Annotated in this window: 23 protein-coding genes; 10 read left to right on the forward strand and 13 right to left on the reverse strand. The window is 72.1% G+C overall.

Features of this window, described 5'->3' with window-relative positions; genetic code table 11:
- Positions 1 to 28: 28 nt before the first annotated feature.
- Positions 29 to 3,364, forward strand: a complete 3,336-nt coding sequence (locus ACFYM6_RS09665; RefSeq protein WP_387273954.1) for an AAA family ATPase — start codon at positions 29 to 31, stop codon at positions 3,362 to 3,364.
- A gap of 86 nt (positions 3,365 to 3,450) precedes the next feature.
- Here the strand turns inward: ACFYM6_RS09665 and ACFYM6_RS09670 are convergent, their stop codons facing one another.
- Positions 3,451 to 4,335, reverse strand: coding sequence for an NAD(P)-dependent oxidoreductase (locus ACFYM6_RS09670; protein WP_387273956.1), 885 nt, complete (start codon positions 4,333 to 4,335; stop codon positions 3,451 to 3,453).
- A gap of 91 nt (positions 4,336 to 4,426) precedes the next feature.
- On the opposite strand from ACFYM6_RS09670, the gene ACFYM6_RS09675 reads away from it, so the two are divergent.
- Positions 4,427 to 4,738: a winged helix-turn-helix transcriptional regulator gene (locus ACFYM6_RS09675; RefSeq protein ID WP_387273958.1), complete on the forward strand. Its 312-nt coding sequence runs from the start codon at positions 4,427 to 4,429 to the stop codon at positions 4,736 to 4,738.
- Positions 4,739 to 4,908: 170 nt separating this feature from the next.
- Here ACFYM6_RS09675 and ACFYM6_RS09680 read toward each other — a convergent pair whose 3' ends face one another.
- Genes ACFYM6_RS09680 through ACFYM6_RS09690 form a run of 3 tightly spaced genes read right to left on the reverse strand, consistent with a single transcriptional unit; the run spans position 4,909 to position 7,350 of the window.
- Positions 4,909 to 5,763 (reverse strand): ABC transporter permease, encoded by an 855-nt coding sequence (locus ACFYM6_RS09680; protein WP_387273960.1) that lies wholly within the window; start codon positions 5,761 to 5,763, stop codon positions 4,909 to 4,911.
- Positions 5,760 to 6,773: an ATP-binding cassette domain-containing protein gene (locus ACFYM6_RS09685; RefSeq protein ID WP_387273962.1), complete on the reverse strand. Its 1,014-nt coding sequence runs from the start codon at positions 6,771 to 6,773 to the stop codon at positions 5,760 to 5,762. Before ACFYM6_RS09685 ends, ACFYM6_RS09680 begins: the two co-directional genes overlap by 4 nt.
- Positions 6,774 to 6,795: 22 nt before the next feature.
- Positions 6,796 to 7,350 (reverse strand): NADPH-dependent FMN reductase, encoded by a 555-nt coding sequence (locus ACFYM6_RS09690; RefSeq protein ID WP_387273964.1) that lies wholly within the window; start codon positions 7,348 to 7,350, stop codon positions 6,796 to 6,798.
- Between the two features lie 145 nt (positions 7,351 to 7,495).
- On the opposite strand from ACFYM6_RS09690, the gene ACFYM6_RS09695 reads away from it, so the two are divergent.
- The gene (locus tag ACFYM6_RS09695) at positions 7,496 to 8,008 is read left to right on the forward strand and encodes a GNAT family N-acetyltransferase (protein WP_387273967.1); all 513 of its coding nucleotides are present in this window, start codon (positions 7,496 to 7,498) and stop codon (positions 8,006 to 8,008) included.
- Between the two features lie 263 nt (positions 8,009 to 8,271).
- Here ACFYM6_RS09695 and ACFYM6_RS09700 read toward each other — a convergent pair whose 3' ends face one another.
- The 3 genes from ACFYM6_RS09700 to ACFYM6_RS09710 form a co-directional block, all read right to left on the reverse strand.
- Positions 8,272 to 9,639: a glycosyltransferase family 2 protein gene (locus tag ACFYM6_RS09700; protein ID WP_387273969.1), complete on the reverse strand. Its 1,368-nt coding sequence runs from the start codon at positions 9,637 to 9,639 to the stop codon at positions 8,272 to 8,274.
- Between the two features lie 330 nt (positions 9,640 to 9,969).
- A complete protein-coding gene (locus ACFYM6_RS09705) occupies positions 9,970 to 10,953 on the reverse strand; it encodes an aldo/keto reductase (RefSeq protein WP_387273971.1) in 984 nt (327 codons plus the stop codon).
- 94 nt (positions 10,954 to 11,047) lie between these two features.
- Positions 11,048 to 11,797, reverse strand: coding sequence for an SDR family oxidoreductase (locus ACFYM6_RS09710; RefSeq protein ID WP_387273973.1), 750 nt, complete (start codon positions 11,795 to 11,797; stop codon positions 11,048 to 11,050).
- Positions 11,798 to 11,899: 102 nt separating this feature from the next.
- Between ACFYM6_RS09710 and ACFYM6_RS09715 the strand changes: the two genes are divergently transcribed.
- Positions 11,900 to 12,748 (forward strand): helix-turn-helix transcriptional regulator, encoded by an 849-nt coding sequence (locus ACFYM6_RS09715; protein WP_387273974.1) that lies wholly within the window; start codon positions 11,900 to 11,902, stop codon positions 12,746 to 12,748.
- Here ACFYM6_RS09715 and ACFYM6_RS09720 read toward each other — a convergent pair.
- Positions 12,738 to 13,619, reverse strand: a complete 882-nt coding sequence (locus tag ACFYM6_RS09720) for a hypothetical protein (protein ID WP_387273976.1) — start codon at positions 13,617 to 13,619, stop codon at positions 12,738 to 12,740. The genes ACFYM6_RS09715 and ACFYM6_RS09720 overlap by 11 nt on opposite strands.
- Positions 13,620 to 13,965: 346 nt before the next feature.
- Positions 13,966 to 14,820, reverse strand: a complete 855-nt coding sequence (locus ACFYM6_RS09725) for an aldo/keto reductase (RefSeq protein WP_387273978.1) — start codon at positions 14,818 to 14,820, stop codon at positions 13,966 to 13,968.
- A gap of 242 nt (positions 14,821 to 15,062) precedes the next feature.
- On the opposite strand from ACFYM6_RS09725, the gene ACFYM6_RS09730 reads away from it, so the two are divergent.
- From ACFYM6_RS09730 to ACFYM6_RS09745, 4 genes are read left to right on the forward strand one after another with little or no spacing between them, the layout of a single operon-like run.
- Positions 15,063 to 16,691, forward strand: coding sequence for a VWA domain-containing protein (locus tag ACFYM6_RS09730; RefSeq protein WP_387273980.1), 1,629 nt, complete (start codon positions 15,063 to 15,065; stop codon positions 16,689 to 16,691).
- Positions 16,688 to 17,287 carry a hypothetical protein gene (locus ACFYM6_RS09735; protein WP_387273982.1) on the forward strand — a complete coding sequence of 200 codons (600 nt, stop codon included), beginning with the start codon at positions 16,688 to 16,690 and terminating at the stop codon, positions 17,285 to 17,287. Before ACFYM6_RS09730 ends, ACFYM6_RS09735 begins: the two co-directional genes overlap by 4 nt.
- Positions 17,288 to 17,296: 9 nt before the next feature.
- Positions 17,297 to 18,439: a hypothetical protein gene (locus tag ACFYM6_RS09740; RefSeq protein ID WP_387273984.1), complete on the forward strand. Its 1,143-nt coding sequence runs from the start codon at positions 17,297 to 17,299 to the stop codon at positions 18,437 to 18,439.
- Positions 18,440 to 18,453: 14 nt separating this feature from the next.
- Positions 18,454 to 19,761 carry a toxic anion resistance protein gene (locus ACFYM6_RS09745; protein ID WP_387273986.1) on the forward strand — a complete coding sequence of 436 codons (1,308 nt, stop codon included), beginning with the start codon at positions 18,454 to 18,456 and terminating at the stop codon, positions 19,759 to 19,761.
- Between the two features lie 20 nt (positions 19,762 to 19,781).
- Here the strand turns inward: ACFYM6_RS09745 and ACFYM6_RS09750 are convergent, their stop codons facing one another.
- Positions 19,782 to 20,753: a LysR family transcriptional regulator gene (locus ACFYM6_RS09750; protein WP_387273987.1), complete on the reverse strand. Its 972-nt coding sequence runs from the start codon at positions 20,751 to 20,753 to the stop codon at positions 19,782 to 19,784.
- A 49-nt stretch (positions 20,754 to 20,802) separates the two neighbouring features.
- Here ACFYM6_RS09750 and ACFYM6_RS09755 point away from each other — a divergent pair, with 49 nt between their 5' ends.
- On the forward strand, positions 20,803 to 21,681 hold the full coding sequence (locus tag ACFYM6_RS09755) for a serine hydrolase (protein ID WP_387273989.1): 879 nt from the start codon (positions 20,803 to 20,805) through the stop codon (positions 21,679 to 21,681).
- 152 nt (positions 21,682 to 21,833) lie between these two features.
- On the forward strand, positions 21,834 to 22,829 hold the full coding sequence (locus ACFYM6_RS09760; protein WP_387273991.1) for an MBL fold metallo-hydrolase: 996 nt from the start codon (positions 21,834 to 21,836) through the stop codon (positions 22,827 to 22,829).
- A gap of 34 nt (positions 22,830 to 22,863) precedes the next feature.
- On the opposite strand, the gene ACFYM6_RS09765 is transcribed toward ACFYM6_RS09760, so the two are convergent.
- The 3 genes from ACFYM6_RS09765 to ACFYM6_RS09775 form a co-directional block, all read right to left on the reverse strand.
- Complete coding sequence (locus ACFYM6_RS09765; RefSeq protein ID WP_387273993.1) at positions 22,864 to 23,415, reverse strand: DUF1697 domain-containing protein; 552 nt, start codon at positions 23,413 to 23,415, stop codon at positions 22,864 to 22,866.
- Positions 23,416 to 23,615: 200 nt separating this feature from the next.
- Entirely contained in the window at positions 23,616 to 23,999 is a 384-nt protein-coding gene (locus tag ACFYM6_RS09770) for a Rho termination factor N-terminal domain-containing protein (protein WP_387273995.1), read from the reverse strand.
- A complete protein-coding gene (locus ACFYM6_RS09775; RefSeq protein ID WP_387273997.1) occupies positions 23,996 to 25,006 on the reverse strand; it encodes a ParA family protein in 1,011 nt (336 codons plus the stop codon). The genes ACFYM6_RS09770 and ACFYM6_RS09775 overlap by 4 nt, the downstream gene beginning before the upstream one ends.
- Between the last annotated feature and the right edge of the window lie 49 nt (positions 25,007 to 25,055).

Here is a 25,055-nt window from a genome sequence, read left to right on the forward strand (position 1 = left end):
CGGAGGGTTCCGCTACGGTCGGAACGTCATGGAGCCGCGGTTCGGCGAGGAGATCATCGGGCGGGAGCACCCCGCCGGGCTGCTGCGCGCCGAAGTCGACCGGGTGACCGCGAGCCACGGCGGCCTCGTCCTGGTCGCCGGCGAGCCCGGCATCGGCAAGACCACGCTGGTGACCGCGACGGCAGAGCAGGCCCGGCGGCGCGGCGCGCTCGTGCTCGGCGCCGCCTGCTGGGATTCCGACAGCGCACCCGGCTACTGGCCGTGGGTGCAGGTGCTGCGCGGCCTGCGCCGCTCGCCCGACGAGTGGGCCCTGGCCCGGGACGCCGCCGAGCCCGGGCTCGCGGTGCTGCTCGGCGAGACACCCGGCGGTCGTGGCGGCGACGTCGGGGACGACGGGGACCAGGAGGAGTTCGCACTGCACGACGCGGTGACCACCGCCCTGGTCGCGGCCTCCCAGCGCCGGCCGGTCGTGGTCGTCCTCGACGACCTGCACTGGGCCGATGCCGCGTCGATGCGGCTGCTGCAGTTCGCCACCCAGCACACCTGGTTCGAACGGCTGCTGCTGATCGGCACCTACCGCGACGCGGAGGTCGAGTCCGGCGACCACCGGCTGCGCCCGCTGCTGATGCCGCTGACCGCGAAGGCCACCACCATCACCCTCACCGGCCTGTCCCGCGACGAGGTGGCCGCGCTGATGACCCGCACGGCGGGTTCCGAGCCCGACGCCGACCTCGTCGACGAGGTGCACCGGCGCACCGGCGGCAACCCGTTCTTCGTCGAGCAGACCGCCCGGCTGTGGCGCGCCGACGGCCAGGTCAGCACCATCGCTCCCGGCGTCCGGGAGGCCGTGCGGCGGCGGCTGGCCCAACTGCCCGCCCCGGTGGTCGAGGCGCTCACCGTCGCCGCCGTGCTCGGCCGCCACTTCCACCGCCAGGTCCTCGCCGCCTGCGTACCCACCCCGGCGGCGCAGGTCGACCGGCTGCTCGACCGCGCGGTGACCGCCCGGCTCGTGATCTCCCGCGGCGGCGGCCGGTTCGCCTTCGCCCATGACCTGGTCCGGGAAACCCTCTACGACGGGCTGCCCGACGACGACCGGCGCGCCCGGCACGCCACCGTCGTCCGGGCCGTCGACCATTCGGCGGCGCTCGCCGAGCGGCTCATCCCCGCCGACCTGGCCCGCCACGCCTGGCTCGCCGGCACCGACCTCGACCCGTCCCGGGCCGCCGACCTGCTCGTCGCCGCCGCCCGCGACGCGGGTGGCCGACTGGCGGTGGAGGAGTCGGCGCTGCACTTCCGCCGCGCCCTGGAGGTGACCGAGCAGCCGGCGCAGCGAGTCAAGATCATGGTGGAGCTCGCCCAACTGCTGCTCCACATCGTCGGTGCCGAGGCCCAGCGGCTGCTCACCGACGCCGCGGCGCTCGCGCTCACCCTCGACGAGCCGGCGGTGCTGGCCCGGGTCGCGCTCAGCGTCCACCGGCACCAGACCTTCACCGGCCGCCTGACCGACGCCGAGGAGCTGCTGCGCGAGGCGTACCGGCGGTTCATCGGCGAACCCGACGGCAGCATGCCGCTCAGCACCGTCGTTGCCGACCTCATCACCGCCACCGAGACGCTCGCCCGGCGCGGCCAGGACGACGAGGCGCTCACCTTCAGCCTCTGGGCCCGCCACGACACCACCTGGGGGCTCGGCACCGCCGCCGACCGGGCCGCGCTCACCGCCGAGATCCGCGACGTGGCCCGCCGGACCGGCGACCGGGAGACCGAGCTGTGGGCGACCTCGCTGCGCTGGGTCGCGCTGCTCGAACTCAACGACCCGCGCTACCACCAGGAGCTCACCGCCTTCGTCACGGCCGGCCGGGACGGCGACGTCGCCCGCTACAAGATCGCGGCCGCCATCGACGGCGGCATCATCGCCGGCTTCCGGGGCAACTTCGCCCAGGCTGACGAGTTCCTCGCCGAGCAGGCCGACCTCGCTGAACGAGAGCACGCCGACCACGGATTCATGAACCACCAACTGCACTGGTCGCGGCTGCTGCTGCAGGGCCGGTTCGACGAGATCGACACCCTGCTCGACGGGGTGGACCCGACCGACCGCTCCCACCTGGAGCTCGTCAGGGCGATCACGGCCGCCGAGCGCGGCGACGGCGAGACAGCCGCGAAGCTGACCGCCGGCATCGAAGCCGCCGGCACCACGTACGCCCGGCCGATGTCCCCGCTGTGGCTGCGCCTGCGCGCGCAGGCCGCCGCCGCGACCCGCGACCCGCACCGCTGCGCGCAGGCCCGGCAGGCGCTCGCGCCGCACCGCGGCCAGTGGATGGCCGCCCTGTTCGGCTGCGACATCAGCGGCCCGGTCGACCACTGGCTGGCCGTCGTCGACGCCGCGCAGGAGCGCTGGGACGACGCGATCGCCGGGTTCGAGGCGGCTCGCGCCGCCGCCGACCGGATGGGCGCCCGACCCTGGTCGCTGATCAGCCGCGCCGCTCTGGTGGACGCCCTGACCGGACGGGGTCGCGCGGGCGACGCGGAGGCCGCCGCCGAGCTGCGCGCCGCCACCGCGGCCGAGGCGCGAGCGCTCGGCATGGCGCAGGTCCTGCACCGGCTGGGCGTCCCGGCGGCGGCACCGGTCGAGGTGGGCGGCCCGGCGTCGGCCGGACCGGGCCAGGTGCCCGCCCCCGCGGGCGGCTTCGTCGCCCCGGTGACGGCGGCCGAGGTCCGGCCCCTTGGTGAGCAGGCTCTGGTGCCGGCGGCACCCGGACCCGAGCAGCCATCCGCCACGGTTGCCGCCACACGGGCAGCGCCCGGCCCGGCTCCGGTTCCGGACTACGAGTTCCGGCGTGACGGGGCCGTGTGGCGGCTCGCGTACTCCGGCACGGTGGTGCACCTGCCCGACGCCAAGGGCCTGCACGACCTGCGCCTGCTGCTGAGCCGCCCGGGCATCGACGTACCCGCCGTCGAGCTGCTCGACCCCGCCGCCGGGCCGGAGCTGGTGGCCGCCCGACGCCTCGGTGGTGACCCGGTCCTCGACGACGAGGCCAAGGCCCGCTACCGGCGCCACCTGCAACGGCTCGACGACGAGATCGACCGGGCCGCCGCACGCGGCGACGAGGCGAAGGTGGCCGCCCTCGACGCCGAGCGCGCGGCGCTGCTGGACGAGCTGCGCGCCGCAGCCGGGCTGGCCGGCCGCAGCCGCCGGCTCGGCGACGAGGCCGAAAGGGCCCGCAAGGCGGTGACCGCCCGGATCCGCGACACCCTGCGCCGGCTCGACGACCGGCACCCCGCGCTGGCGGCCCACCTGCGTGACACGGTCTCCACCGGCAGCTCCTGCCGCTACCTCCCGCCGGAGCCCCTGCCCTGGCGCCTTTAGCTCCGCTCCCGCGCGGAAGATGGCTACCAGCCCCAGCAGCGGACTGCCGGAGGCCGGCCTGCCGGTGCTCGAGCGGGGGTGGTGGCTCAGCGGCGCCCCAGGACCTCGGCGATCCGGATGAATCCGTCTGTGCCGTAGCCCAGCCCGATCGTGCGGCGGGCCAGGCCTTCCGCCGCCCGCATCACGCCCGCGTCGATGCCGTGGGCCTCGGAGGCGTGGACGATGTGGGCCATCGACGACGCGGCCGAGGTGATCGGGTTGATCTCACCGGAGTAGGTCCCGTTCTCCAGGTCCTCGGCGAACTGCTCGAAGAGCGGCGGGATGATCGCGCCGATGCCCTTGGCGAACGGCACCAGCTCGCGTGCGGTGACACCCTCCGCCCGCGCCACCGCCAGCGCGTGGGCGTAGCCGGCCATCGCGGTCCAGAAGATGTCGAGCAGCGCGATGTCGTACGCCGCTGCCCGGCCGATCTCCTCGCCGAGGTGGGTGTGGGTGCCGCCGAGCGCGTCCAGCACTGGCCGGTGCCGCTGGTAGAGCTCCTTCGGGCCGCTGTGGATGAAGACCCCGGCCGGCGTCCCGACGGTCGTGGCCGGTGTCATGATCGCGCCGTCCAGGTAGCCGATGCCGTGGGTGGCCGCCCAGTCGGCGCTGTCCCGGGCCCGGTCCGGCGTGTCGGCGGTCAGGTTCACCACCGTCCGGGCCTTGAGCGCATCGGTGACCGCCGCCGGGCGGAGGACGGCGTCGCTGGCGTCGTAGTTCACCACGCAGACCACGGTCAAGTCGCTCGTGGTGACCGCCTCCTCCGCCGATTCGGCGACAACCGCACCCCGCTCGACCAGCGCCTGGCCCCGGCCCGGGGTCCGGTTCCAGATCGTGGTCCGCACGCCGGCGTGCAGGAACGCACCGGCCAGCGAGCGTCCCATCGGACCCAGGCCGAGCACGGTGACAGACTTTTCGGTGTCCGAGGACATGCCTCAACTCCTCATCGGCAGATACCAACAACTAGTGACGAATGGGGCGGAGATGACGCGCAGTCGTGCCCAGGACCCGAACGTGTGCGGAGTGACCGCCGCGATCGCCGTGATCGACGGCAAGTGGAAGACAATTCTGCTCTGGCTGCTGGAATCCGGTCCGCGCCGTCCCGGAGAGCTACGCCGGAGCCTGCCCGGGCTCACCGAGAAGGTGCTGACTCAGGCCCTTCGGGAGATGGAGGCCGATGGGCTGGTGCACCGGGAGGTGCACGACGAGATGCCGTTGAAGACTGAATATTCCCTTACCGCATTCGGTCGCGAACTCTCCGAGGCGCTGGCACCCCTGTCGGACTGGGGCTACCGTCGCCTGGCGAAGCTCACCAACGCCCAACCGGCGTTCTGAACCATCGCCACCTCCGGCTCGTTTCGCCGCGGTCCCTCGACCGCCCATGACCAGCTTGGCCCCGCCCTCAGCCGCCGCCAAGTACCCACAAAAAGGTGGCTACTCGCGAAGGCTCCGCAAAGGACGGACGACGGGCGCCCCGGCCGGGGCGCCCGTCGTCGAGCGGAGGATCAGCGGCGGTTGTAGCGGTACATGGTCAGCGAGCCGAAGACCACGACGAACCCGACGCTCCACAGCAGCAGCCACATCGTGTTCGCCGCGTCGGACGAGCCGGCCATCGCCGCGCGTACCGACGCCACCAGGTGGGTGATCGGGTTGACCTTGACGAACGCCTGCAGCCAGCCCGGCATTGTGCTCGGGTTGACGAAGACGTTGCTCAGGAAGGTCAGCGGGAACAGCACCATCATGCTGACCCCCATCACCGACTTCTCGCTGCGCAGCACCAGGCCGAAGAACGTCCAGACCCAGGAGAACGCGAACGAGAAGACCACCAGCAGGCCGATGCCCGCCAGCACGCCGAGCAGCCCGCCGCCGGGCCGGAAGCCGAGCGCCAGCCCGACGCCGAGGATGACCACCGCGGCGAGGATGTAGCGCAGCACGTCCCCGAAGATCATGCCGACCAGTGCGGCCGGCCGCCAGACCGGCAGCGTCCGGATCCGGTCGAAGACGCCCTTCTCGATGTCGTTGTTGAGGCCGACCCCGGTGTACATGGTGATCATCACGACGCTGGTCACCATGATGCCGGGCAGGAAGAACTGCAGGTAGTCCCGCGGGCTGCCGGCGAGGGCGCCGCCGAACAGATACGTGAACATCAGCACCATGATGATCGGGAACGCGGTCACGTCGAACAGCTGCTCCGGCACGTGCTTGATCTTCAACAGCGCCCGCCAGCCGAACGTGAGCGACGCCGACAAGGCATTCGGCCGCGGTGGCCGGGCACCCGGCGCGAGGACCGTCGCCAACGCCTCGGCGGACGGCACGTAGACGGACGGCGCCCGCCCGGTGGTGGTCGCGGTGTCGCTCATCGGGCTGCCTCCAGCTGGTCGTCCCGCTCGTCGGCCCCGACGGCGGGGTGGTCGGTGAGGGCCAGGAACACCTCGTCCAGGCTCGGCTGGCCGAGGGAGAAGTCGTCGACGACGATGCCCGCGCGGGCCAGCTCCCCGAGCGCCCGAGCAGCCTGCTCGCTGGCCTCGAGGTCGCTGCCCTCCTCACCGACCCGGGCCGTCATGGCCACCGGATCCGGTTCGAGCTGCACCGGCACGCCGAGCGCCGCCTGGAGCACCTTCTCGGCCTCCGGCCGCTGGCCCGCATCGCGCAGCCGCAGATGGATGGTGCCGGAGCCGACCGACGACTTCAGCTCGCCCGGGGTGCCCTCGGCGATCACCTTGCCGTGGTCGACAACCGCGATCCGACCGGCGAGCTGGTCGGCCTCGTCCAGGTACTGCGTGGTCAGCAGCACCGTCGTGCCGTGCGCCACCACCGCCCGGACGATCTCCCACACCTGGTTGCGGCTGCGCGGGTCCAGCCCCGTCGTCGGCTCGTCCAGGAAGAGCAGGTCCGGGGTGCTCAGGATGCTCGCCGCGATGTCGATCCGCCGCCGCATCCCGCCCGAGTACTTCTTCACCTGCCGGCCCGCCGCCTCTGTCAGACCGAACGCGGCGAGCAGGCTCTCCGCTCGCGCCCGGGCGGCCGGCTTGGGCAGCCCGAGCAGGCGGCCCAGCAGGACCAGGTTCTCCGATCCGGTCAGGTCCTCGTCCAGCGACGCGTACTGGCCGGTCAGGCTGACCCGGGCGCGCACCGCGTCAGCCTCGGTCACCACGTCGTGGCCGAACACCCGCGCCCGCCCGCCGTCGGGGCGCAACAGCGTCGCCAGCACCCGCACCGCCGTGGTCTTGCCGGCACCGTTCGGGCCGAGCAGCCCGTAGACGGTGCCGGCCGGGACCTGAAGGTCCAGGCCGTCGAGCGCGCGGGTCGCGCTGAACGAGCGGACCAGCCCGTCGGCCTCGACAGCCAGACCGGTGTTCCGTTTACTCATGATCACTACCTTCCTTCGACAATCAGGAGACGTACGGGCGCGCCGCCCGGCCGTCGCGCAGCGCCAGCCCCCACCAGCAGAGCTCGTCGAGCAGCACCCGGGCGTCCTGGCGCAGCTGGTCCTCGACCTGCGGCGTCGACTCACCACCGAGCAGGTCGACACCGACGAAGTCGCGCACCGTCACGGCGTGCAGGGCGGTGAAGACCGTCCGGAGCTGGTCGACCGCGTGCAGGCCGACCGAACGGCAGCCATACGACACGAAGCCGACCGGCTTGGCCTGCCACTCGTCGTACGCGTAGTCGATCGCCTGTTTCAACGAGGCCGGGAAGCTGTGGTTGTACTCGGGGGTGACCACGACGAACGCCTCCGCCCGGCTCACCTCCTCGGCGAACGACCGCATGGTGGCCGTCGGCTCAGCGGGGTAGCTGGCGGGGAAGTCGTACGTGGCGAGGTCGACGACGGACACCGTCATGTCGTCGCGCTGCCGCGCCTGGTCGACGAACCAGCGACCGATCCGGTCGCCCATCCGCCCCTCGCGGGTACTGCCGATGATCACGGCGAGCTGTAGCGGCGCCATGCTTCCTCCCCGGCTCCGTCGGGCCTCACCCGTCAGGCGCGAGACGCCGGCCGGCAGCCGCCAGATCGGATCTGGCGGAGCCGCCGAACGCGGCCCGGAGTGCCGGTGGCGGCTGCTTCAATGGCGCCGGAGACGAGGGGGCGGCATGGCCGACGTGCGCATCCAGCCGTGGATCGAGGGCGACCTGGACCTGTTGCGGCAGCTCAACTCGCCGGAGGTGCGGCGGCACACGGGCGGGCCGGAGACCGACGAGCAGGTCGTGAGCCGCAACGCCCGCTACGCGCGGTCGGGTGGCACCGGTCCCGGTTGCATGTTCACCATCGGGCTGCCGGACGGGACCAAGGTGGGCAGCGTCGGTTACTGGGAGCGCGCCTGGCGCGGCGAGCAGGTCTGGGAGTTGGGCTGGGCGGTGCTGCCGGCATACCAGGCGAGAGGGCTGGCCACCGCGGCGGTGCTCGCGACGCTGGACGCGGCCCGCGCCGAGGGGAGCCGACGCTGGGCGCACGCCTACCCGTCGGTCGAGAACCCGGCCTCGAACGCGGTCTGCCGCAAGGCCGGTTTCACGCTGCTCGGCGAGACCGAGTTCGAATACCCGCCGGGGCACCTGATCCGCTCCCACGACTGGCGGATCGACCTGACCGGCAAGACCGAGAAGTGACGGCGTCGGCGGCTGAGAGACAGCCGACCCCGGCGACGCGTCGTTGCGCCGCCGGGGTCGGCCGGACCGGTCGGGTCAGTGTCGCGGTAGCGTCACCGAGACCGGCGAAGCTTCGGAGCGATCCGCATCAGCGCGGACCCGACAGCCACCATGGCGAACCCTGCCAGCACGACCCAGACGGTGCTGGCTCCGGTGACGGCGAGTCCACCAGAAGTAGCTGCACCAGCAGCCGCAGGGGCAGTCACGTTGTTGTACATCTCTGGTTACCAGTTCCTTTCTCGACGCAGAATGGCATCTGCGTATGCCTTGGCGTGGACGAATTGCAGAAAGAGGTCAAGGACCAACTCGTACATCGTTGCCGAAGCGAGCATGTACTTCCAGCCGCGATAACGGACGGTCACCACCCGCTCGACGACAAAGATGCTGGAAATTGCCAGCCAGAACGGCTGGATGTGGATTCCCCCGTAGGCGACCACGGTGTACACGAGGGATCCCAGATACGCGAAGGTGACGAGCACCCCGAGGAGCGTCATCAACTGCCTGCCCCAGTACCGCCACGTCACACGCGTGAGTCCGTACTGAAAGCAGTTTTCGACGGCCCCCCGCTTCCAGCGCAGGCGCTGCCTCCAGAGGTCGCCCCAGGTGCCCATGACCTCGGTGACCAGTGAACATTCCTTGGGGGAGAGGACCGTGTAGCCGAGATGGCGCAGGGCGAAGGTCATCTCATTGTCCTCGGTCAGGACGGTGGTGTCGTAGACGCCACCTATTCCGTCGCCCGTGGGGAGCTTGCCACTGAGTCTCGCCGCGGAGATTTCCTTCAGGGTGCCTGCCCGGAAGACCGCAGCGGTCCCGGTGACCACCAGGCACTTCCCGTTCAATCGGGCCAGGTCCCGGGCGTACCGCATGTACTCGTTGCGTTGCAGGTGGCCGACGAACCCGCTGCCGCTGCTGCCCCGGAACACGCCCCCTACGGCACCCAGCCGTCGGTCTGCGCTGAGCTTCGCCACCGCGTGCGTCAGGAAGTGCGGGTCCAGGACCGAATCAGCGTCCACCACCATCACGAAGTCGTCACTCGCCAGCTGCGGAAGCAGTTGGGCAAGAACCTGATTCAGCGCGCCCGCTTTTTTGTGTCGGTTCTCGTACGTCGTGAAGACGCGGGCACCGGCCTGTGCGGCCAGTCTCGCCGTTTCGTCCCGACAGTTGTCGGCGATGACCACAACCTGTGTGGGCTGGTACGTCTGCCGCAACAGCGCGGTGACCGCTTGGCTGATCCCCTGGGCTTCGTTGTGCGCAGGAACCAGCACGATGAGCCGCCCAGGCACCTTGGCGCTACCACGGGCCGCAGCCGCGTTTCTCCTCACCGAGTGCCCCGCGTCGCGCCGCCCGGCGCCGCGATGGCGCTCCCGGGCAGGCCGGCGGTGCCGGCCCAGGCGGTGCGGGGTCGGGTGGGGCCGGTGCCACACCTCTGCTGCGGCGCGGCCGGCGATGGCGGCGGTGTCGTTGGAGCGGTTGTTCGGCGCCACGACGGGCCGGTCCACCGGCCGGGTCTGGGCGACCCGTGCCCGCCCCCTGGCCACCTCGTTGTACGCGGGCAGCGCCACCGCGACCGGGGTCCGCCGGTAGGTGCTCATGGGATGCGAGGTATCCGTTCCTGTTGGTGCTCGCGCCATCGGCGTCGCTGCCTACAGCCGCGCGGCGTCGGTCCTCCGGTCGCTTACAGTATTCAACGATCGCGATCTGCACCCCACGGCAATACGAACCAATCTCGCTGCCTGACTGTCCCGTCAGTCAGACCCATGTCGCCGGCTTCCGCGACGGTACGGCCCCGGCCACGCACAGGTGGCGGACCTGGCGTGCCGGGGAGGGTGGCCGGGCCGCGCGGACGGCCGCGCTGGCCCGGCCGAACGGTGGAACTGCGGGCCCTGGTCGGCACTCGGCGGTGTGACCGACCAGGGCATCCGTCACCGGGCCGCGTCCAGCCTCGCCCGCTGCTCCGCGGTCAGCGCCAGGTCGACCGCGGCGAGACTCTCGTCCAGCTGCGCCACCGAGGACGCGCCGACCAGGGCGATCGCCGGAATGTCACCGCCCATCAGCCAGGCCAGGACCACCTGGTTGACCGTGGCGCCCGTCTCCGCTGCCACGGCGCGCAGCGCGGCCAGCCGGGCCGGGGTGCTCGGCAGGTCGTACTCGACGCCCAACCGGTCGGGCCGGGCGTACGCGCCCTTGAGCAGCGGCGAGTACGCGACCAGGGCGAGCTGCGGCTCGGCCCGCAGATAGCTGGCCAGGTCGGGGCCGACCCAGCCGACGTCGCCGTCCGGGTCCAGCTCGCTGGGCAGGTCCAGCCGCGGGGGCAGGTAGCTGCGGTGATACTGGAGCACCTCGTACCCGGGCAGGCCGGCCGCGGCGGCGATGCTCCGGGCCCGCTCCACCCGCCAGGCGCGGTGGTTACTCGCGCCCAGCAGCCCGACGGTGCCCTCGCCGATTAGCTCCGCGAAACCCTCCACGGTCTCCCGCAAGGGCACCGTCCGGTCCTCGATGTGCGCGTAGAGCAGGTCGAGCCGGTCCACGCCGAGCCGCTCCCGGCTCCGCTCCGCCGACTCGCGGATCACCTTCGCCGACAGCCCCTCCGGGTTGTCCACATAGCTGGTCCCCGGGGCCAGGGGCCGCGCGCCGAGCTTGGTGGCGATGAACACCTCGGCGCCCACGCCCCGGCTGCGCCGCCAGCGGCCGAGCAGTTCCTCGCTCTCCCCGCCCTGGCCCCCGTTCTGCCAGAACGCGTAATTGTCCGAGGTATCGATGAACGTGCCGCCGGCCTCGACGTAGCGGTCGAGGATGGCGTACGCGGTGGCCTCGTCGGTGGCGGTGCCGAACAGCATCGCGCCGAGGCTGAGCACGCTGACCTCGCGGCGGGTGGCCGGGTCGGTGCCGATCGTGCGATATCTCATGGATCCCTCCCCGTGGGATGAGCGCCGTCGCCGACCACCCTCGACCTTCGAGCGCGCTCGAAGTCAAGCCCGCGCCACGGCGGCAGCCGAAAGGTCACCACGGCAGCACCCCGTAGCCGCCGCCGGCGTCCATCTGAAAACCCCACAGCAGCCCGCTCGGCCCGTCCGCCGGCAGCGTCGCCAGGTGCACGCTCACCTCCGCACCCTGCTCCGCGGTACGGAAGCCGGAGTGGTGGTTGAGGTCGGTGGCGCAGTAGCCGGGGTTGGCCGCGTTCACCTTGATCGCGGTGTCCCGCAGCTCCTTGGCGTACATCGCGGTGACCATGTTCAGCGCCGCCTTCGACGACGGGTACGGCACCGACGTCAGCTCGAACAGGGCGCCCTGCGGGTCGGTCATCACCGCGATGGAGCCGACCTCGCTGGAGACGTTCACGATCCGCGCGGCGGGGGCCTTGTGCAGCAGCGGCAGGAACGCGTTGGTCACCGCTACCACCCCGAACACGTTCGTCTCGTACACCTCGCGCAGCGTGGCGAGGGTGGTCTCGCTGGGCAGCGCCGACCCGTCGGAGCGGATGATGCCAGCGTTGTTGACCAGCACATCCAGGTGGCCGTACTCCTGCTCGACCAGCTCGGCCGCGGCGGCGACCGACACCTCGTCAGTGACGTCAAGTGGCACGAACCGGGCGTCCGCTCCCTCGGCGCGCAGCGTCCGTTCCGCTTCCCGGCCCCGCGCGGCGTCCCGCGCGCCGACCAGCACGGTCCACCCGCGCGCGCCGAACTGCCGGGCGGTGGCCAGCCCGATTCCCTTGTTGGCCCCGGTGATCAGGGCGATCGTCGTCGTCATGGCACCGAGGCTGCCGGTGAGACGGGCCGGCCGGGAGAGGCCCGCCGGGGCTGGTACCGGCGGTACCACCCTCGGCGGCCGGGGTTGCGGCAGGCTTGAGGCATGACAAGCCTGCGCCGCGATGAGCTGGCCGACTTCCTGCGCACCCGCCGCGCCCGGTTGCGCCCCGCCGAGGTCGGCCTGCCCGAGGGGGTACGCCGCCGCACGCCGGGCCTGCGCCGGCAGGAGGTCGCCCAGCTCGCCGGCATGTCCATCGACTACTACATCCGGCTGGAGCAGGGCCGGGGCCCGCACCCGTCCCGGCAGGTGCTCGCCGCGCTGGCCCGGGCGCTGCTGCTCGGCCGCGACGAGCGGGCGTACCTGTTCCGGATCGCCGGGGAGAGCCCGCCGGAACTGACCGGGCCGAGCCGGCAGGTGCCGCCGGGGCTGCGGCATCTGCTGGACGCGATGACGGAGACGCCCGCGTACCTGGTCGACGCCGCGTACGAGGTGCTGGCGTGGAACCGGCTGGCCACCTGGTTCGTCGGCGAGCTGTCGGCGGTGCCGGCCGACGAACGCAACATGATCCGCTGGATGTTCGGCCGGGAGGTCCCGGAGTCGCACTGGACCGACCCGGAGACGCTGCGCTTCGCCCGTACCACGATGGCCGACCTGCGGGCCGCGTACGGCCGTTACCCGACCGACCCGGCGATCGCCGGGCTGGTCACCGAGCTGCTGGGGACGTCGCCGCGGTTCGCGGCGCTCTGGGCCGAGCACGAGGTGGGGGAGCGGCGCCCCACCGTCAAGCGGGTGGCCCATCCGGAGCTGGGCCCGCTGGAGTTCGAGTGCCGGGTGCTGCAGGTCCCGGAGACCGACCAGCGGCTCATCGTCTACGTGCCCGAGCCGGGCTCGCCGACCCAGGCAGCCTTCCGCCGGATCGGCGAGCGCACGTCGCGCGTCACTAGCCGGTGACGAAGGAGCGGGTGGCGCTCTGCCCGTTCCAGGTGGCGGTGAGGGTGCCGATCGCGGACGGTGACAGGTCGGCCGCCCCGGTGATCGGGAAGACCGCCCCCGGGCTGCCCGCCGGGATCTCGACCGTGGTGGGGACGCTCACCCCGGCCAGGTCGACGGTGAGCCCTACCCGGGTGCCGTCCGGGTTCGAGGCGGGGCCGATGCCCACCACGCCGGTGACGGTGCGGCCGACCTTGACGAAGCTGGGTCCGACGGCGAAGGCCGGCGGCACCGCGGCGACCGGTGTGCTGTCGCGAGTGCCGCCCAGGTACGCGCCGGGGTTCCCCTCGCTCGGTACGCCGTCGCCGTAGACGGGCACGGTGAAGCTGACCGTGGTGGCTCCCTCGGGCACGACGACCAGCGGCGGCACCACCACCCGAACTCCGCCGTACGCGCTGTTCGACCAGAGGTCGACGTTGAGGCCACCCGCCATCGCCGGCGCGGTCAGCTCCACCGTCCCGGTCACGGTCTGTCCCTCGATGACGACCCGCCGGTCGAACCGCAGGTCCTTGACCCCCTGCACCGTCGGATCGGCCGGTACGACGGTGACCGTCCCCGCGGGGACGAGGTTCTGCCCCGGTGCCTGGGCGTGGAGGGCCCTGACCTGTGTCTGTGCCACGTTCGCGGCGAGCCGGATCGGGAAGCTGACGCTGCTGTGCCCTGGCGGCACGTAGACCCTGCTCCCCACGAAACTTGTGTAGACCACGTCCGCGTAGAGCCAGACCCAGATCCCGCCCGCCGGTGCCGGGCCGGAGAGCATGACGGTCTGGGTGGCAAGCTGCCCGGCGGTGATGGTCGACGGGGTCACCGTGCCGCCCGACACCACAGGCATGAGGGCGCTGGTGCTGCTTGGTGTGGGGGTGGGGCTTCCAGTTGGGCTCGCGGTGGGGCTCGGGCTCGCGGTGGCGCTCGGGCTGGGCTTGCCGGGTCGGCCGCCGGGCGCGGCGCCTGCGGCGATGGGGGTGACGGTGAGCAGTGCTCCCGCGAGCGCGGCGGCACCGAGTGATCGAAGCAGAGTGGACGGTCGCATCGGGTCCCCGTTCATGGAAGGACAGAGGTATCCCGATCCCAACCCGCCCCACGGGCCCCGAACCAGACCGGCAAGCGCGCGGTAGCAGTCTCGTAAGAACTACCCCCGGGCAAACGACGGGGCCCGAATGGGTCCGGTTCGCCGTCGCTCAGCTCGGCAGATAGTCGAAGGTGTCCGGGTTCGGCCCCTGCCGGCCGGCCTCGCCCTGGCCCAGGCTGCCGATCCGGTCCATCGTGGCCGCGTCCAGCTCGAAGTCGAAGATCCGGAAGTTCTCCTCGATCCGCTTCGGGGTGGTCGACTTCGGGAAGACCACGTCGCCGCGCTGGATGTGCCAGCGCAGCACCACCTGAGCCGGGGAGCGGCCCATCTCCTCGGCGATGTCGATGATCGTCGGGTCGTCCAGCACCTTGCCCTGGCCGATCGGGGACCACGCCTCGGTGATGAAGTTGTGCGCCTGGTCGTACGCGCGGACCTCCTCGTTGCCGAAGTACGGGTGCGCCTCGATCTGGTTCACCGCCGGCATCACCTGCGCCTCGGCGGCCAGCCGCTCCAGGTGCGCCACCTGGAAGTTCGACACGCCGATCGACCTCGCCCGGCCGTCGCGCTGAAGCTCCTCCAGCACCTGCCACGTCGAGACGAAGTCCCCGTCGTACCGCGTGGGGAGCGGCCAGTGGATGAGGAACAGGTCGAGGTAGTCGAACTTGAGCGCCTGCAACGTCGACTCGAACGCCTTGCGGGCGTCGTCGGGGCGGTGGAAGCCGTTGCTGAGCTTGCTGGTGACGAAGACCTCGCCGCGGCCCAGCCCGGAGGTGCGGACCGCCTGTCCAACCTCGGCCTCGTTGCCATACATCTGGGCGGTGTCGATGTGCCGGTAGCCGACCTCCAGGGCCGTGCCGACGGCCTGCGCGGTCTCCTGCGGCGGGATCTGGAAGACCCCGAAGCCGAGCTGCGGGACGGTGTTGCCGTCGTTGAGTGCGATGGTCGGAACGCCGTTCGCGGCCATGAAAGCCTCATCTCCCGTCGTCGGGGTGCCCGGAAGCGTTTCCACGCCCTCGTCCGGGCCATGCCACCAACCTCTCCTACCCGATCGGGGCCGTTCCTCACGACGGGCCGACGGTGATCCGCGACAAACGATCATGACACCTGGAGTTCACCCAAGGTTGGCCGTCCCGTTGGTTTGCCGGTGCTACCAACGACCTCGATCCGCCCGGATGCGGATTTCCACCGGACAGGAGCGGGGTGCAGGTGCGGGCCAAGAGACTCACGGCGCTGGCTGTGGCGGTGCTGGTGCTGATCACCGGCTGTACGACGGACGGGCCGACGACGCGGCGGACCGACGGGCCGGCCACCGGCACCTTGCGCATGGTCGCCGGCAGTGAACAGCAGGCCGTCGTCGACACGGTCGTGAAGCCGTGGTGCGCCGAGCGGCACTACCGGTGCGAGGTCACCTTCAAGGGCTCGGTGGACCAGGCTCGGATGCTCACCTCCGGCGGCGCCGACTTCGACGCGTACTGGTTCGCCTCCAGCGTCTTCCTGCAACTGGGCGACCGGGCCAGCGCGCTGCGCGACGTGCAGCCGATGTTCCTCACCCCGGTCGTCTTCGCCGCCTGGCGCTCCGAAATGGACAAACTCGGCTTCGCCGGCCGCTCCGACGTGCCGATCGCCGACATCCTGCAGGCCGTCGAATCGGGGCGGACCAGGGTGTGGATCACCAACCCCACCCAGTCCAACTCCGGCGCCACGGTGCTCTTCGGTTTCCTGAACCACTTCGCCGGCAACGGCCCGGGCACCCCGCTCACCCAGCAGCAGCTCGACTCGCCCGCCGTCGAGCAGGGCGTCACCCGGTTCGTCAAGGCGATGGACCAGACCCCGCCCTCGACCGGCACGCTGATGACCGAGTGCCTCGCCCGCCCGGACCAGTGCCGGGCCATGTTCACCTACGAGGACCTGGTCATCGAGAAGAACATCGAGCTGGTCAAGGCTGGCCGGGAACCGCTGCTGGTGGCGTACCCGCGGGGTTCCCTCGCGGTCAGCGACGCGCCGCTGGGCTTCCTGCCGCAAGACGGCAACGACGACGCCCACCGGATCTTCACCGAGCTGCAGAACCACCTGCTCAAGGACCCCGGTGCGCAGGCGGCGCTGCTCAAGCTGGGCCGCCGCCCCGCCGCCGGCGTCGGGCTCACCCTCGACAAACCCGACCCGGCCGTGTTCAACCCGGCCTGGGGCATCCAGGGCACCATCAACGAGCAGGCAATCCAGTTCCCGTCCGCCCCGGTCATCCAGGCCGCGCTGGACCGCTACCAGACCCGCTACCGCCGGCCGGTCGCCGTCTACTACTGCCTCGACGGCAGCGGTTCGATGGGCGACAACGACGGGTGGACCGGCATCCAGGCCGCCGCCGGGCAGATCTTCGACCCCGAGCAGGCCGCCCTGAACTTCCTGCAGACCCACCCGAAGGACACCACGACCGTCAGCATCTTCAACGGCGACCTCACCGGCGGCAGCCCGTGGACCGTGCCGGGCAACGACCCCGCCGCACTGCGCGACCTGGTCCGCAAGGTCACCGGCTACCGGCCCGACGGCGGCACCGACATGTACGCCTGCCTGCTCCGCGCCGCCGACGAACTGGCCCGGCCGCAGCCCGACGACCGCAAGCGGCTGGTCGTGCTGATGACCGACGGCCAGTCCGACAGCAAGCGGCGCGGGAAGGCGCTGGCCGCGCTACGGTCGGCCGGCGTGCCGGTCGTCGCCATCGCCTTCGGCCGCGGCGCCGACCCCACCCAGCTCCAGGAGGTCGCCGACGCCACCAACGGCACCTTCGTCCGACAGGACGACCTGGTGGCGGCCCTGCGGCAGGCGGCGGGGTACAAGTGAGGCGCCGGCTGGCCGCGCCCGTCGCCCTGGCCACCGCGGTCGGCGCCTTCGCGCTGGTCTTCGCCCTCACCGGAAGCCTGCTCTGGGCGCCGCTGCTCGCCGCCGCCGTCGCGCTCGGGCTCTACCTGATGCTCGACGACCGCTCCGCCGCCACGGTGGCCAGCGACAGCTACGCCGACGAGGCCGACGACCGGGTGGGCGAGGCGCTGCGCGTGCTGCGCGGCGTCGAGCGACTCGCCCGGGACGTGCGCAGCCCGGCGGCCCGCCGCGCCCTGGACGACGCCTGCCGGTACGTCCCCGAGCTGTTCGAGCGGGTCCGCGACCGCTCACCGGACAGCCTCTACTCCACCGCCGCCCAGGTCGGCGGCCATCTGCGCAGCCTCGACGGCGTGGTACGCCAGTATCTCGACATCCAGCGCCAGCCGGTGCTCTACCACGATCCGGAGATGCTGCGCCGCAACGGCGAAGCCGCGTTCCGGCGCTTCGCCGACTTCGCCCTGGACAGCGTCCGGCTGGTCAACCAGGGCGACATCGCGCAGTACACCGCCAACCTGGACACCGTCGCCCCACCCAGCCTGCCCGACCTGGGCCGATAAGGAGTCACGTTGAGACTGCCCAGCGCCCGGTTCCTGATCGGGCTGGTCACGGTGATCGCCGTCTGTGTCGTCGCGGCGGTGCTCTGGCGCCGCTCCGCGGGCACCCCGGCGACCGCCGGCCCACCCACCACCGTCACCTGTGTGGGCGGCTCCGAGAAGTCCGAACTGATGGCCGACGGCGAGGTCAAGCGGATCCTGCGCGAGGACTACCGGCTGACGGTCGCCTTCCAGCCGCTGGGCTCCTACGATCAGGTGCAGCTGAGCACCGACGAGATCAAGGCCCGCAAGCTGGACTGCCTCTGGCCCTCCAGCGCCAGCGCCCAGAGCGTCTTCGAGGCGCAGCACGCCGGGGCCTTCCCGGACTACCGGGCGGAGAACCTGCTCCAGTCGCCCGAAGTCATCTACGCCGGACCGCGCGGCACCGACGCGCTCCTGCGCAAGGGCATCGTGCAGCGCCGCGGCGACCGGTACTTCGTGGTCGACATGAAGCGCCTGCTCCTCGACCACGTCGTCAAGCGCGGCACCTGGGAGGCGATCGGCGCGGCCGACCTGCGCGGCCCGATCACCGTGGCCAGCACCGATCCCGCCAAGTCCAACAGCGGATTCACCCTGGCGCAGCTCCAGCTCAACATCATCGCCACCGCCGACGGGTTCTCCGCCCCGAGCCTCGCCCAGGCGCGCCGGGCCCTGCCCACCATGCGCGCGCTGCACGACGCGCAGGGCCTGCAGTCCCGCAGTTCCGACTCGGGCTTCCGGGAATGGCTCACCCAGGGCGGCGAGTTCAAGGCCCCGCTGTACGCCGGCTACGAGAACCAGATCATCCAGCAGGTGGTGCAGAGCGGCGACAGCAGCGCCAACCTGCTGAAGAACGTCCGGGTGCTCTACCCCGACCCGACCATCTACAGCGACCACCCGGTGCTCGCCCTCGACCCGGCCGCCGGTCGGCTCATCGACGCGCTCAAGGACCCGAAGATCCAGGACATCGCCTGGCAGCGGTACGGCTTCCGCTCGGCGGTGCAGGTCGGCGCGAACGACGTCACCGACTTCCCCGACATCGGGCTCGCCGACCAGATCCGGGCCGCTCCCGCCCCCGCCGCCGACGTGACTCTCGCGCTGCTCAGCTGCATGAAGGACACCACCACCTGCAAGTGAAGGGACCCCACGCCATGACCGAGGGACTCCAGATCGACTTCGGCAGCATCGTCGGCGGCCCGGCCGACCCGCCCGCCGGCGCCGCCGACGCGGCGATCACCACCGCGCTGGCCACCGCGGAACCGAAGACCTTCTCCTGCACCGCCCTGCTCACCCCGGCGCAGCGGACCCAGGCCGAGCAGGCCGCCCGCCAGCTCTACCCGACCATGATGGCCAACACCGAGGCCCTGGCGAGCTTCGGCAACCAGGCCTTGGACCAGGTCAACGCGCAGGTCAGCCGGATCTTCCGGGAGGTCGGCCGGGTCGACATCCCGGAACTGACCAGCATCATGCACGAGATCAACGACCGGATGCGCAGCTTCCGCCGCAAGTACGACCCGAGCGACCCCAAGGTGCGGGAGACCTTCACCAAGTTCTCCGACGCCATTCGGGGCCTGTTCCGCACGGGGCGGGACCTGCTGGAGATGCTGTTCGAGGAGGCCCGGACCGTCGAGCAGCAGCTCGACCGGGTCGCCGGGCAGCTCAGCGACAAGCAGTTGCAGCTACGCCGCAACGTGGTGCTCTGCGACGAGCTCTACAAGGCCAACGAGGCGGCCATCGGGCAACTCGTCGGCGCCATCGCGGTGATGGAGCTGATCCGCGACGCGGCGCTGGCGGACGCCAGGTCGATCACCGTCACCCCCGGCGCACCCGACGAGCGGGACCAGCAGGAACGACTCTCTCTGGTCACCGAGTTCGCCCAAGCGCTGGAGGTGCGGATCAACGAGTTCCAGCAGCGCCTCTTCGTCGCCTGGTCGACCTCGCCGCAGGTGCGTAACATCCGCACCCTCAACTACGGGCTCGGCCAGCGTCTCGCCCTGCTGATGAACCTCACCATCCCGACGATGAAGCTCACCATCGCCCAGTGGGCGCTGCTGTTGCAGGCCAACCAGGCCGCCGACATGCAGCAGGCGGTCGCCGACGGCGCCAACGACGTGCTGTCGGCGTACGCGGCGGCGTCGAAGACGGCCGTGCCGCAGATCGCCCGGGTGATCCAGACCCCCACCGTCCGCCCAGAAACCATCCTGGAGGTGGCCGAGTCGATCGACGCGCAGGCCCGGGGCATCGAGGACGCCGTCCGCTACGGCCAGCAGAAGCGGGCCGAGGTGGTCACCGCCATCGTCACCGCGAACCAGTCCATGTCAGAGTCCGCCCAGCGGCTCAGCCGGACCGTGGTCGACCTGGTCACCCGGGCCAAGGAGCCGGTGGCGCTGCCCGCCGGCCCGCAGCTTCCGACGGCCGTGCTGGAGCAGGCCCCGGCAGTCGTCCCCGCCCCGCGCTGACCGGCGCGTCACCGCCGGCGTCAGCCGGCCGGTGACTGGCCCGCCTCGAACAGCACCGGCCACGGGCGGGCGGCCGACGCGACCGCCGCCGGCCCGGGCGGCGGCTCGACCACCGCCAGCACCTCGGCCGCGAGCTGGGCGAACATTGGCGCGGCGGGATGCGGTGCCCGGTCCGGCCAGGCCGCCGAGGTGCGCTTCACCAACGGCGCGCCGGCGAGCGGCCGCCAGGCGATCCGCGGTTCGCGGCGCGCCACCGCCTCCGGCTCGACGGCCACCGCCCCGCCCGCCAGCAGGAGCCCGAACAGGAACTCCGGGTTGCGGGCATGCCGGACCCGGGCGGGCACGAAACCGTGCCGCCGGCACACCGCCAGGACGTGGTCGTGCCAGCCGGGTGCGGTGGCCCGGGGCGCGGTGATCAGGTCCAGCCCGGCCAGCCCGGCCAGGTCCACCTGCCGGGCCCGGGCCAGCGGCGACGCCCGCGGCAGCAGCACCCCCACCGGCACGTCGACCGCCGGACCGAACCGCAACCCGACCTCCTCCACCGGGTGGTGCAGCAGGCCGACGTCGAGCCGTCCCTCGCCCAGCATCCGCCGCTGCTCGGCGCTGGTCAGCTCGTGCAGGTCGACGTCGAGCCCGGGCGCCCGGGCGGCGAGCCCGTCGAGCAGCGCGCGCAGCATCACCGCCGGGGTCTCCGGCGGTACGCCCGCCCGCAGCACACCCAGCGCGCCCCGGCGTACCTGGTCCATGAGGTTGCGCAGCCGCTGCTCCCCGGCGAGCAGGTCGTCGGCCTCGCCGAGCAGGAGCTGACCGGCGGTGGTCAGCCGCACCTGCCGCCCTGACCGGTCGAACAGGGCAACTCCCAGCTCCCGTTCGAGGCGCTGGATCGACTGGCTCAACGGCGGCTGCGCCATCCCCAGCACCTCGGCCGCCCGCCCGAAGTGCAACTCCCGGGCCACCACCACGAAGTGCCGCAGGTGTCGCAGCAGATCCACGTCCCGCACCCTACGCCCGCCCCCGACGGCCGCTGGTTAGCGTGTGTCGGTGGCAGCGGGGGAGCAGGTCGAGGCGATCTTCGAGCGGGCGGGCATCAGCGGCAGCCTGCACGTGATGGACGTGGACGACGGCAGCCGGCAGGTGGCCGTCCGGGCGGACGACCAGGTGGTCATCGCCTCCGTCTTCAAGATCCTGCTGGTGCTGGAGTTCGCCCGGCAGGCCGTCGCCGGGCAGCTCGACCCCGTCGAGCGGGTCCTCGTGCGGGCCGCGGACCGGCTCGGCGGCTGGGGTGTCGCCGGCTGCGCCGACGACGTCGAGGTGTCGCTGCGCGACCTCGCCTACTTCGCCATGTCGGTCAGCGACAACACCGCCGCCGACCTGCTGCTGCGCCGGATCGGCCCGGACGTGCTGCCGATGCTCGCCGCCGAGCTGGACCTGCCGCGTACCCGCATCGTCGGCGGCCCCCGGCAACTGGTCGAGACCATGCTCGCCGACGTCGGCGCCCGCACCGAGGCGGAGTTCGCCCGGATCTTCCCGACCCTGCCACCCGAGCGGATCCGGGCGATGCGCGTCTTCGACCCCACGCACACCACGTCCAGCACCGCCCGGGAAATGACTCGGCTGCTCGGCCTGATCTGGCGCGACGAGGCCGGCCCGCCGGCCGCCTGCGCGCTGGTCCGGGAGTTGATGGGCCGGCAGCTCTTCTGGACCCGGCTCGCCGCCGGCTTCCCGCCCGGCGTCCGGGTGGCCGGGAAGACCGGCACCCTGCCCGGCCTGCACCTGGAGGCCGGGGTCGCCGAATATCCCGACGGCGGCCGGTACGCCGTGGCGGTCTTCGCCCGCACCGAGCGGCTGAGCACCCGGAACATCGACGTGGACCTGGCGATGGGCGAGGCGGCCCGGGTCGCCGTCGAGGCGCTGCGCTGAATTTCGGCCGACCCCGGCCGAAGACGACCCGGGTGAGCTGCGGTGATATGCGAATACATATCGACCGTGCCGCTGTTCGATCTTGGACAGGGCGAACCGGCCGATGGTGGGCTGGTGCTACCGATCGCCCACCGCACGGGGGAGGACCCACCATGCCCGAGAACCGCTCGTATGACCGCCGCCGCTTCCTGCGCGATGCCGCGGTCGGCGCCGCCGCCGTCTCCGCCGTCGGCCTCGGCGCCGGCGCGCTGGCCGGGCCGGCCCAGGCCGCTCCGGCGACCGCCGCACCGCTCACCACCACCGGCGCCCGCCGCTCCCGCCCGGTCAGCTTCCGCTGGTGGGGTACGTCCGGCTGGCGGATCGACATCGGCGACCGCACGGTGCTGGTGGACCCGTACCTGAGCCGCTTCGACACCGGCCTGTTCACGGGGAAGTTCGATCAGGACACGCCGTTGGAGGTGAACACCGAGGTCATCGACTCGCTGGTGGACCGGGCGGAGAACATCTTCGTCACGCACACCCACTGGGACCACTTCAACGACGTGCCCCACATCGCCGGCCGGACCGGCGCCCGGGTCTTCGGCACGCTGACCGCGTACCACCTGGGGCTGGCGTACGGGCTGCCGTCCGGGAAGCTCGCCCCGGTCAAGGGCGGCGAGGTGCTCGACTTCGGCGACTACACGGTCGAGGTGATCAGCTCCCTGCACAGCCGCAACGCGGCCTGGTCGATGGCCTTCCCCGGCGTACGCCTCACCCCGCCGCCGATGCCGCAGACCATCGCCGACCTGCCCGAGGGGGACACCCTGGCGTACCAGATCCGGATCGCCGACGGCCCGGCGGTGTTCTTCATGGGAGCGAGCGACCTCAACGAGCGCAACCTCGCCGGCCTGGCCCCCGATGTGGCGATGGTCGCCTCCGCCGCCACCACCTCCACCGCCGACTACGTGCCCCGGCTGATGGCCGCACTGGACTACCCGAAGATCGTGGTGCCGGTGCACTGGGACAACTTCGAGACCAGGCTGACCAACCCGCCGACGGTCGCGGAGAGCGACCGCAAGCGCCTCGACGACCTGATCGCCGCGGTGCGCAAGGTGTCGCCGCGCAGCCGCGTGCTGCTGCCTGAGTACCACACCGCGTACCACTTCTGACGCCGGCCGCGGCGGGGCCCGGCGGCCCCGCCGCTCAGCCCCCGGTCAGGTCGCGCAGGGCCAGCACCGACTTCCAGTTGCGGGTCGTCGCCACCACCCCCAACTTCTTTTCCAGGTACGCGTTGGTGAACTTCGTCCGCCCGTAGCCGCCGTCCGGGAAGTGCAGGTGCAACTCGCGGCCGATCATCGCGTACTCGATGTTCTCGCCGGCCGGCACGGTCAGGTCCTTGACCTTCGCCGCGGTGGGCTTGGCCGACAGGAAGGCCACCAGCACCCGGGTCGGGTCGTCCTGCTTCCCCGCGTACGGGCTGGCGTCGGCGACCGCCGCCAACTCGCCGCCGTCGCGGACCAGCACCGGCACCCGCAACCCGAGCTCGTCAGCGAGCTTGCGCTCGATGCCCTCGGCCAGGATCTCGTCCTTCGTCGGTGGGCTGGTGAAGACCACGTTGCCGCTCTGCAGGTACGTCTTCACGTCCTCGTGGCCGAGGTCGGCGACCAGGCGACGCAGGTCCGCCATGGCGAGCCGGGTGCTGCCGACGTTGACGCCCCGCAGCAGGGCGGCGTAGCGGTTGCTGCCGTCGGCCATCCTGGGTCCCCTCGCCTGCGACCTCGTTCCCGCCCAGCCTAGGGCCCTCGGCGCCGCCCGGCTGGCCACGTCGACCCGCGTGGTGTGAATCGTCTGCGACATCAGGTCGACAGCGACTCACGAGGTATGTGCCGGGCAGCTCAGCCGGCGGCGGCGGAATACACTCCTCCTCCCGGACCGCTGCGCCGCGACGTCGCGGCTCAGCGCTGGCGGATGGCGGTGGAGTTGAGCCGGAAGCCGATGGTGCGCTCGACGATCCGCTCGACCAGCTCACCCTTGCGCAGCCCGGCCACCCCGCGCAGCCCTGCCCGGGCGGCCAGTGCCCGCAGTTCCCGGGTCGTCCACGACCCCAGGTACGCCGTACCGTCCTCGCGCCGGGACATCGCCGCGAGCGCGGCCTGGGCCCGCTCCACGTCCTGGATTTTCCCGCCCGGCGCGCCGCCCGGTGGCGCCGCCCGTCCGGCGGCGGCCGGGAGCAGCGCGAGCCGGGCGCGTCCCGCGGCCAGGTCGGCCACCTCCGCCGCGGACAGACCGCCGAGGAACGCGGCCACCCGGGCCAGCACGGCGAGGGTCGGGTCGCTCATGCGTCTGCCCCCGTCGCGCCGCTGGTGACGGGGACGGCGGGGGTTGCCGCCGCGCCGTTGGCGGCGGGGGAGGAGGGCGCTGCCGCCGAGGCGGGCTGGAGGTGGGCCAGGAACTCGGTGGTGATCTGACGCAGCTCCTCGCGGACCGCCGGCGCGGTGACCCGGTCCCGCAGCACCACCGGCACCCCGCGTGGCGTGTTCGTGGCGAACAGGGTCACGTTCTCCCGCAGCGCGGTGGGGAACACCGGCACGCCCAGCGCGCGTACCTGGTCCATGTAGCCCTGGTGCGCGGCGAGCGGCTGCTGCGCCATCAGCTGGATCATCGTGAACACCACGCCCGCGATGTCCGGGGCGACCTTGTGGTGACGCCGGATCTTGGCGAATCGGCGGGAGTCCGCGTTGTACCGGTCGACCAGCTCGCGGACATTGCCGTGCAGGTAGTCGATGCCGAGGGTGGACAGGTAGTCGGCCTTCGCCGGGATGAGCAGGTGGTCGCTGGCGATGATGGCCGACTGGGTGACCACGTTGAAGTTCGGCGGGCAGTCGATGAGCACCAGGTCGTACGGGTCCAGCGCCGGGTCGTGCAGCCCCTGGTCGAGCGAACCGCGGACCCGGAACAGCTCGGCGTCGTACTCGTCGCCGTCGGCGACGCCCCGGGCCAGGGCCAGGTCGATGTCGACCAGCTGGAGGTGGGACGCGATCAGGTCGAGCCGCCCCGCACCCTTCAGCTGGGCGTTCGCCGGGCCGGGCGAAACCACCAGCTCCCCGAGGGCCACCGCCGGGGTGTCCCCGCGCAGTCCGTCGTACCAGCGCTTGACCGTCCGCTCGTCGCGCAGCCGGTCCCGCCAGTCGTCCGGCTCGTAGAAACTGAACGTCAGGCTGGCCTGCGGATCGAGGTCGATCAGCAGTACCTTCATCCCCCGGTTGGCCAGTTCGGCCCCGAGGTTGGCGGTCATGGTGGTCTTACCCACCCCGCCCTTGTAGTTGATCACCGATACGACGTACACCTGCACCTCCCCGACCGGAACGGTAACGGGCGGGCCGGAATCCCGTGCT

Origin of the sequence: Micromonospora sp. NPDC006431 (genome assembly GCF_042870725.1) — a bacterium.
GTDB lineage: Bacteria > Actinomycetota > Actinomycetes > Mycobacteriales > Micromonosporaceae > Micromonospora.

Coding starts and splice junctions, on each gene's coding strand:
- ACFYM6_RS09670 (WP_387273956.1), bottom strand. CDS start 4,335: ATGTCCTCGGACACCGAAAAGTCTGTCACCGTGCTCGGCCTGGGTCCG.
- ACFYM6_RS09765 (WP_387273993.1), bottom strand. CDS start 23,415: ATGGCCGACGGCAGCAACCGCTACGCCGCCCTGCTGCGGGGCGTCAAC.
- ACFYM6_RS09690 (WP_387273964.1), bottom strand. CDS start 7,350: ATGGCGCCGCTACAGCTCGCCGTGATCATCGGCAGTACCCGCGAGGGG.
- ACFYM6_RS09700 (WP_387273969.1), bottom strand. CDS start 9,639: ATGAGCACCTACCGGCGGACCCCGGTCGCGGTGGCGCTGCCCGCGTAC.
- ACFYM6_RS09695 (WP_387273967.1), top strand. CDS start 7,496: ATGGCCGACGTGCGCATCCAGCCGTGGATCGAGGGCGACCTGGACCTG.
- ACFYM6_RS09745 (WP_387273986.1), top strand. CDS start 18,454: ATGACCGAGGGACTCCAGATCGACTTCGGCAGCATCGTCGGCGGCCCG.
- ACFYM6_RS09725 (WP_387273978.1), bottom strand. CDS start 14,820: ATGGCCGCGAACGGCGTTCCGACCATCGCACTCAACGACGGCAACACC.
- ACFYM6_RS09760 (WP_387273991.1), top strand. CDS start 21,834: ATGCCCGAGAACCGCTCGTATGACCGCCGCCGCTTCCTGCGCGATGCC.
- ACFYM6_RS09770 (WP_387273995.1), bottom strand. CDS start 23,999: ATGAGCGACCCGACCCTCGCCGTGCTGGCCCGGGTGGCCGCGTTCCTC.
- ACFYM6_RS09710 (WP_387273973.1), bottom strand. CDS start 11,797: ATGACGACGACGATCGCCCTGATCACCGGGGCCAACAAGGGAATCGGG.
- ACFYM6_RS09705 (WP_387273971.1), bottom strand. CDS start 10,953: ATGAGATATCGCACGATCGGCACCGACCCGGCCACCCGCCGCGAGGTC.
- ACFYM6_RS09715 (WP_387273974.1), top strand. CDS start 11,900: ATGACAAGCCTGCGCCGCGATGAGCTGGCCGACTTCCTGCGCACCCGC.
- ACFYM6_RS09720 (WP_387273976.1), bottom strand. CDS start 13,619: ATGCCTGTGGTGTCGGGCGGCACGGTGACCCCGTCGACCATCACCGCC.
- ACFYM6_RS09680 (WP_387273960.1), bottom strand. CDS start 5,763: ATGAGCGACACCGCGACCACCACCGGGCGGGCGCCGTCCGTCTACGTG.
- ACFYM6_RS09665 (WP_387273954.1), top strand. CDS start 29: ATGGAGCCGCGGTTCGGCGAGGAGATCATCGGGCGGGAGCACCCCGCC.
- ACFYM6_RS09685 (WP_387273962.1), bottom strand. CDS start 6,773: ATGAGTAAACGGAACACCGGTCTGGCTGTCGAGGCCGACGGGCTGGTC.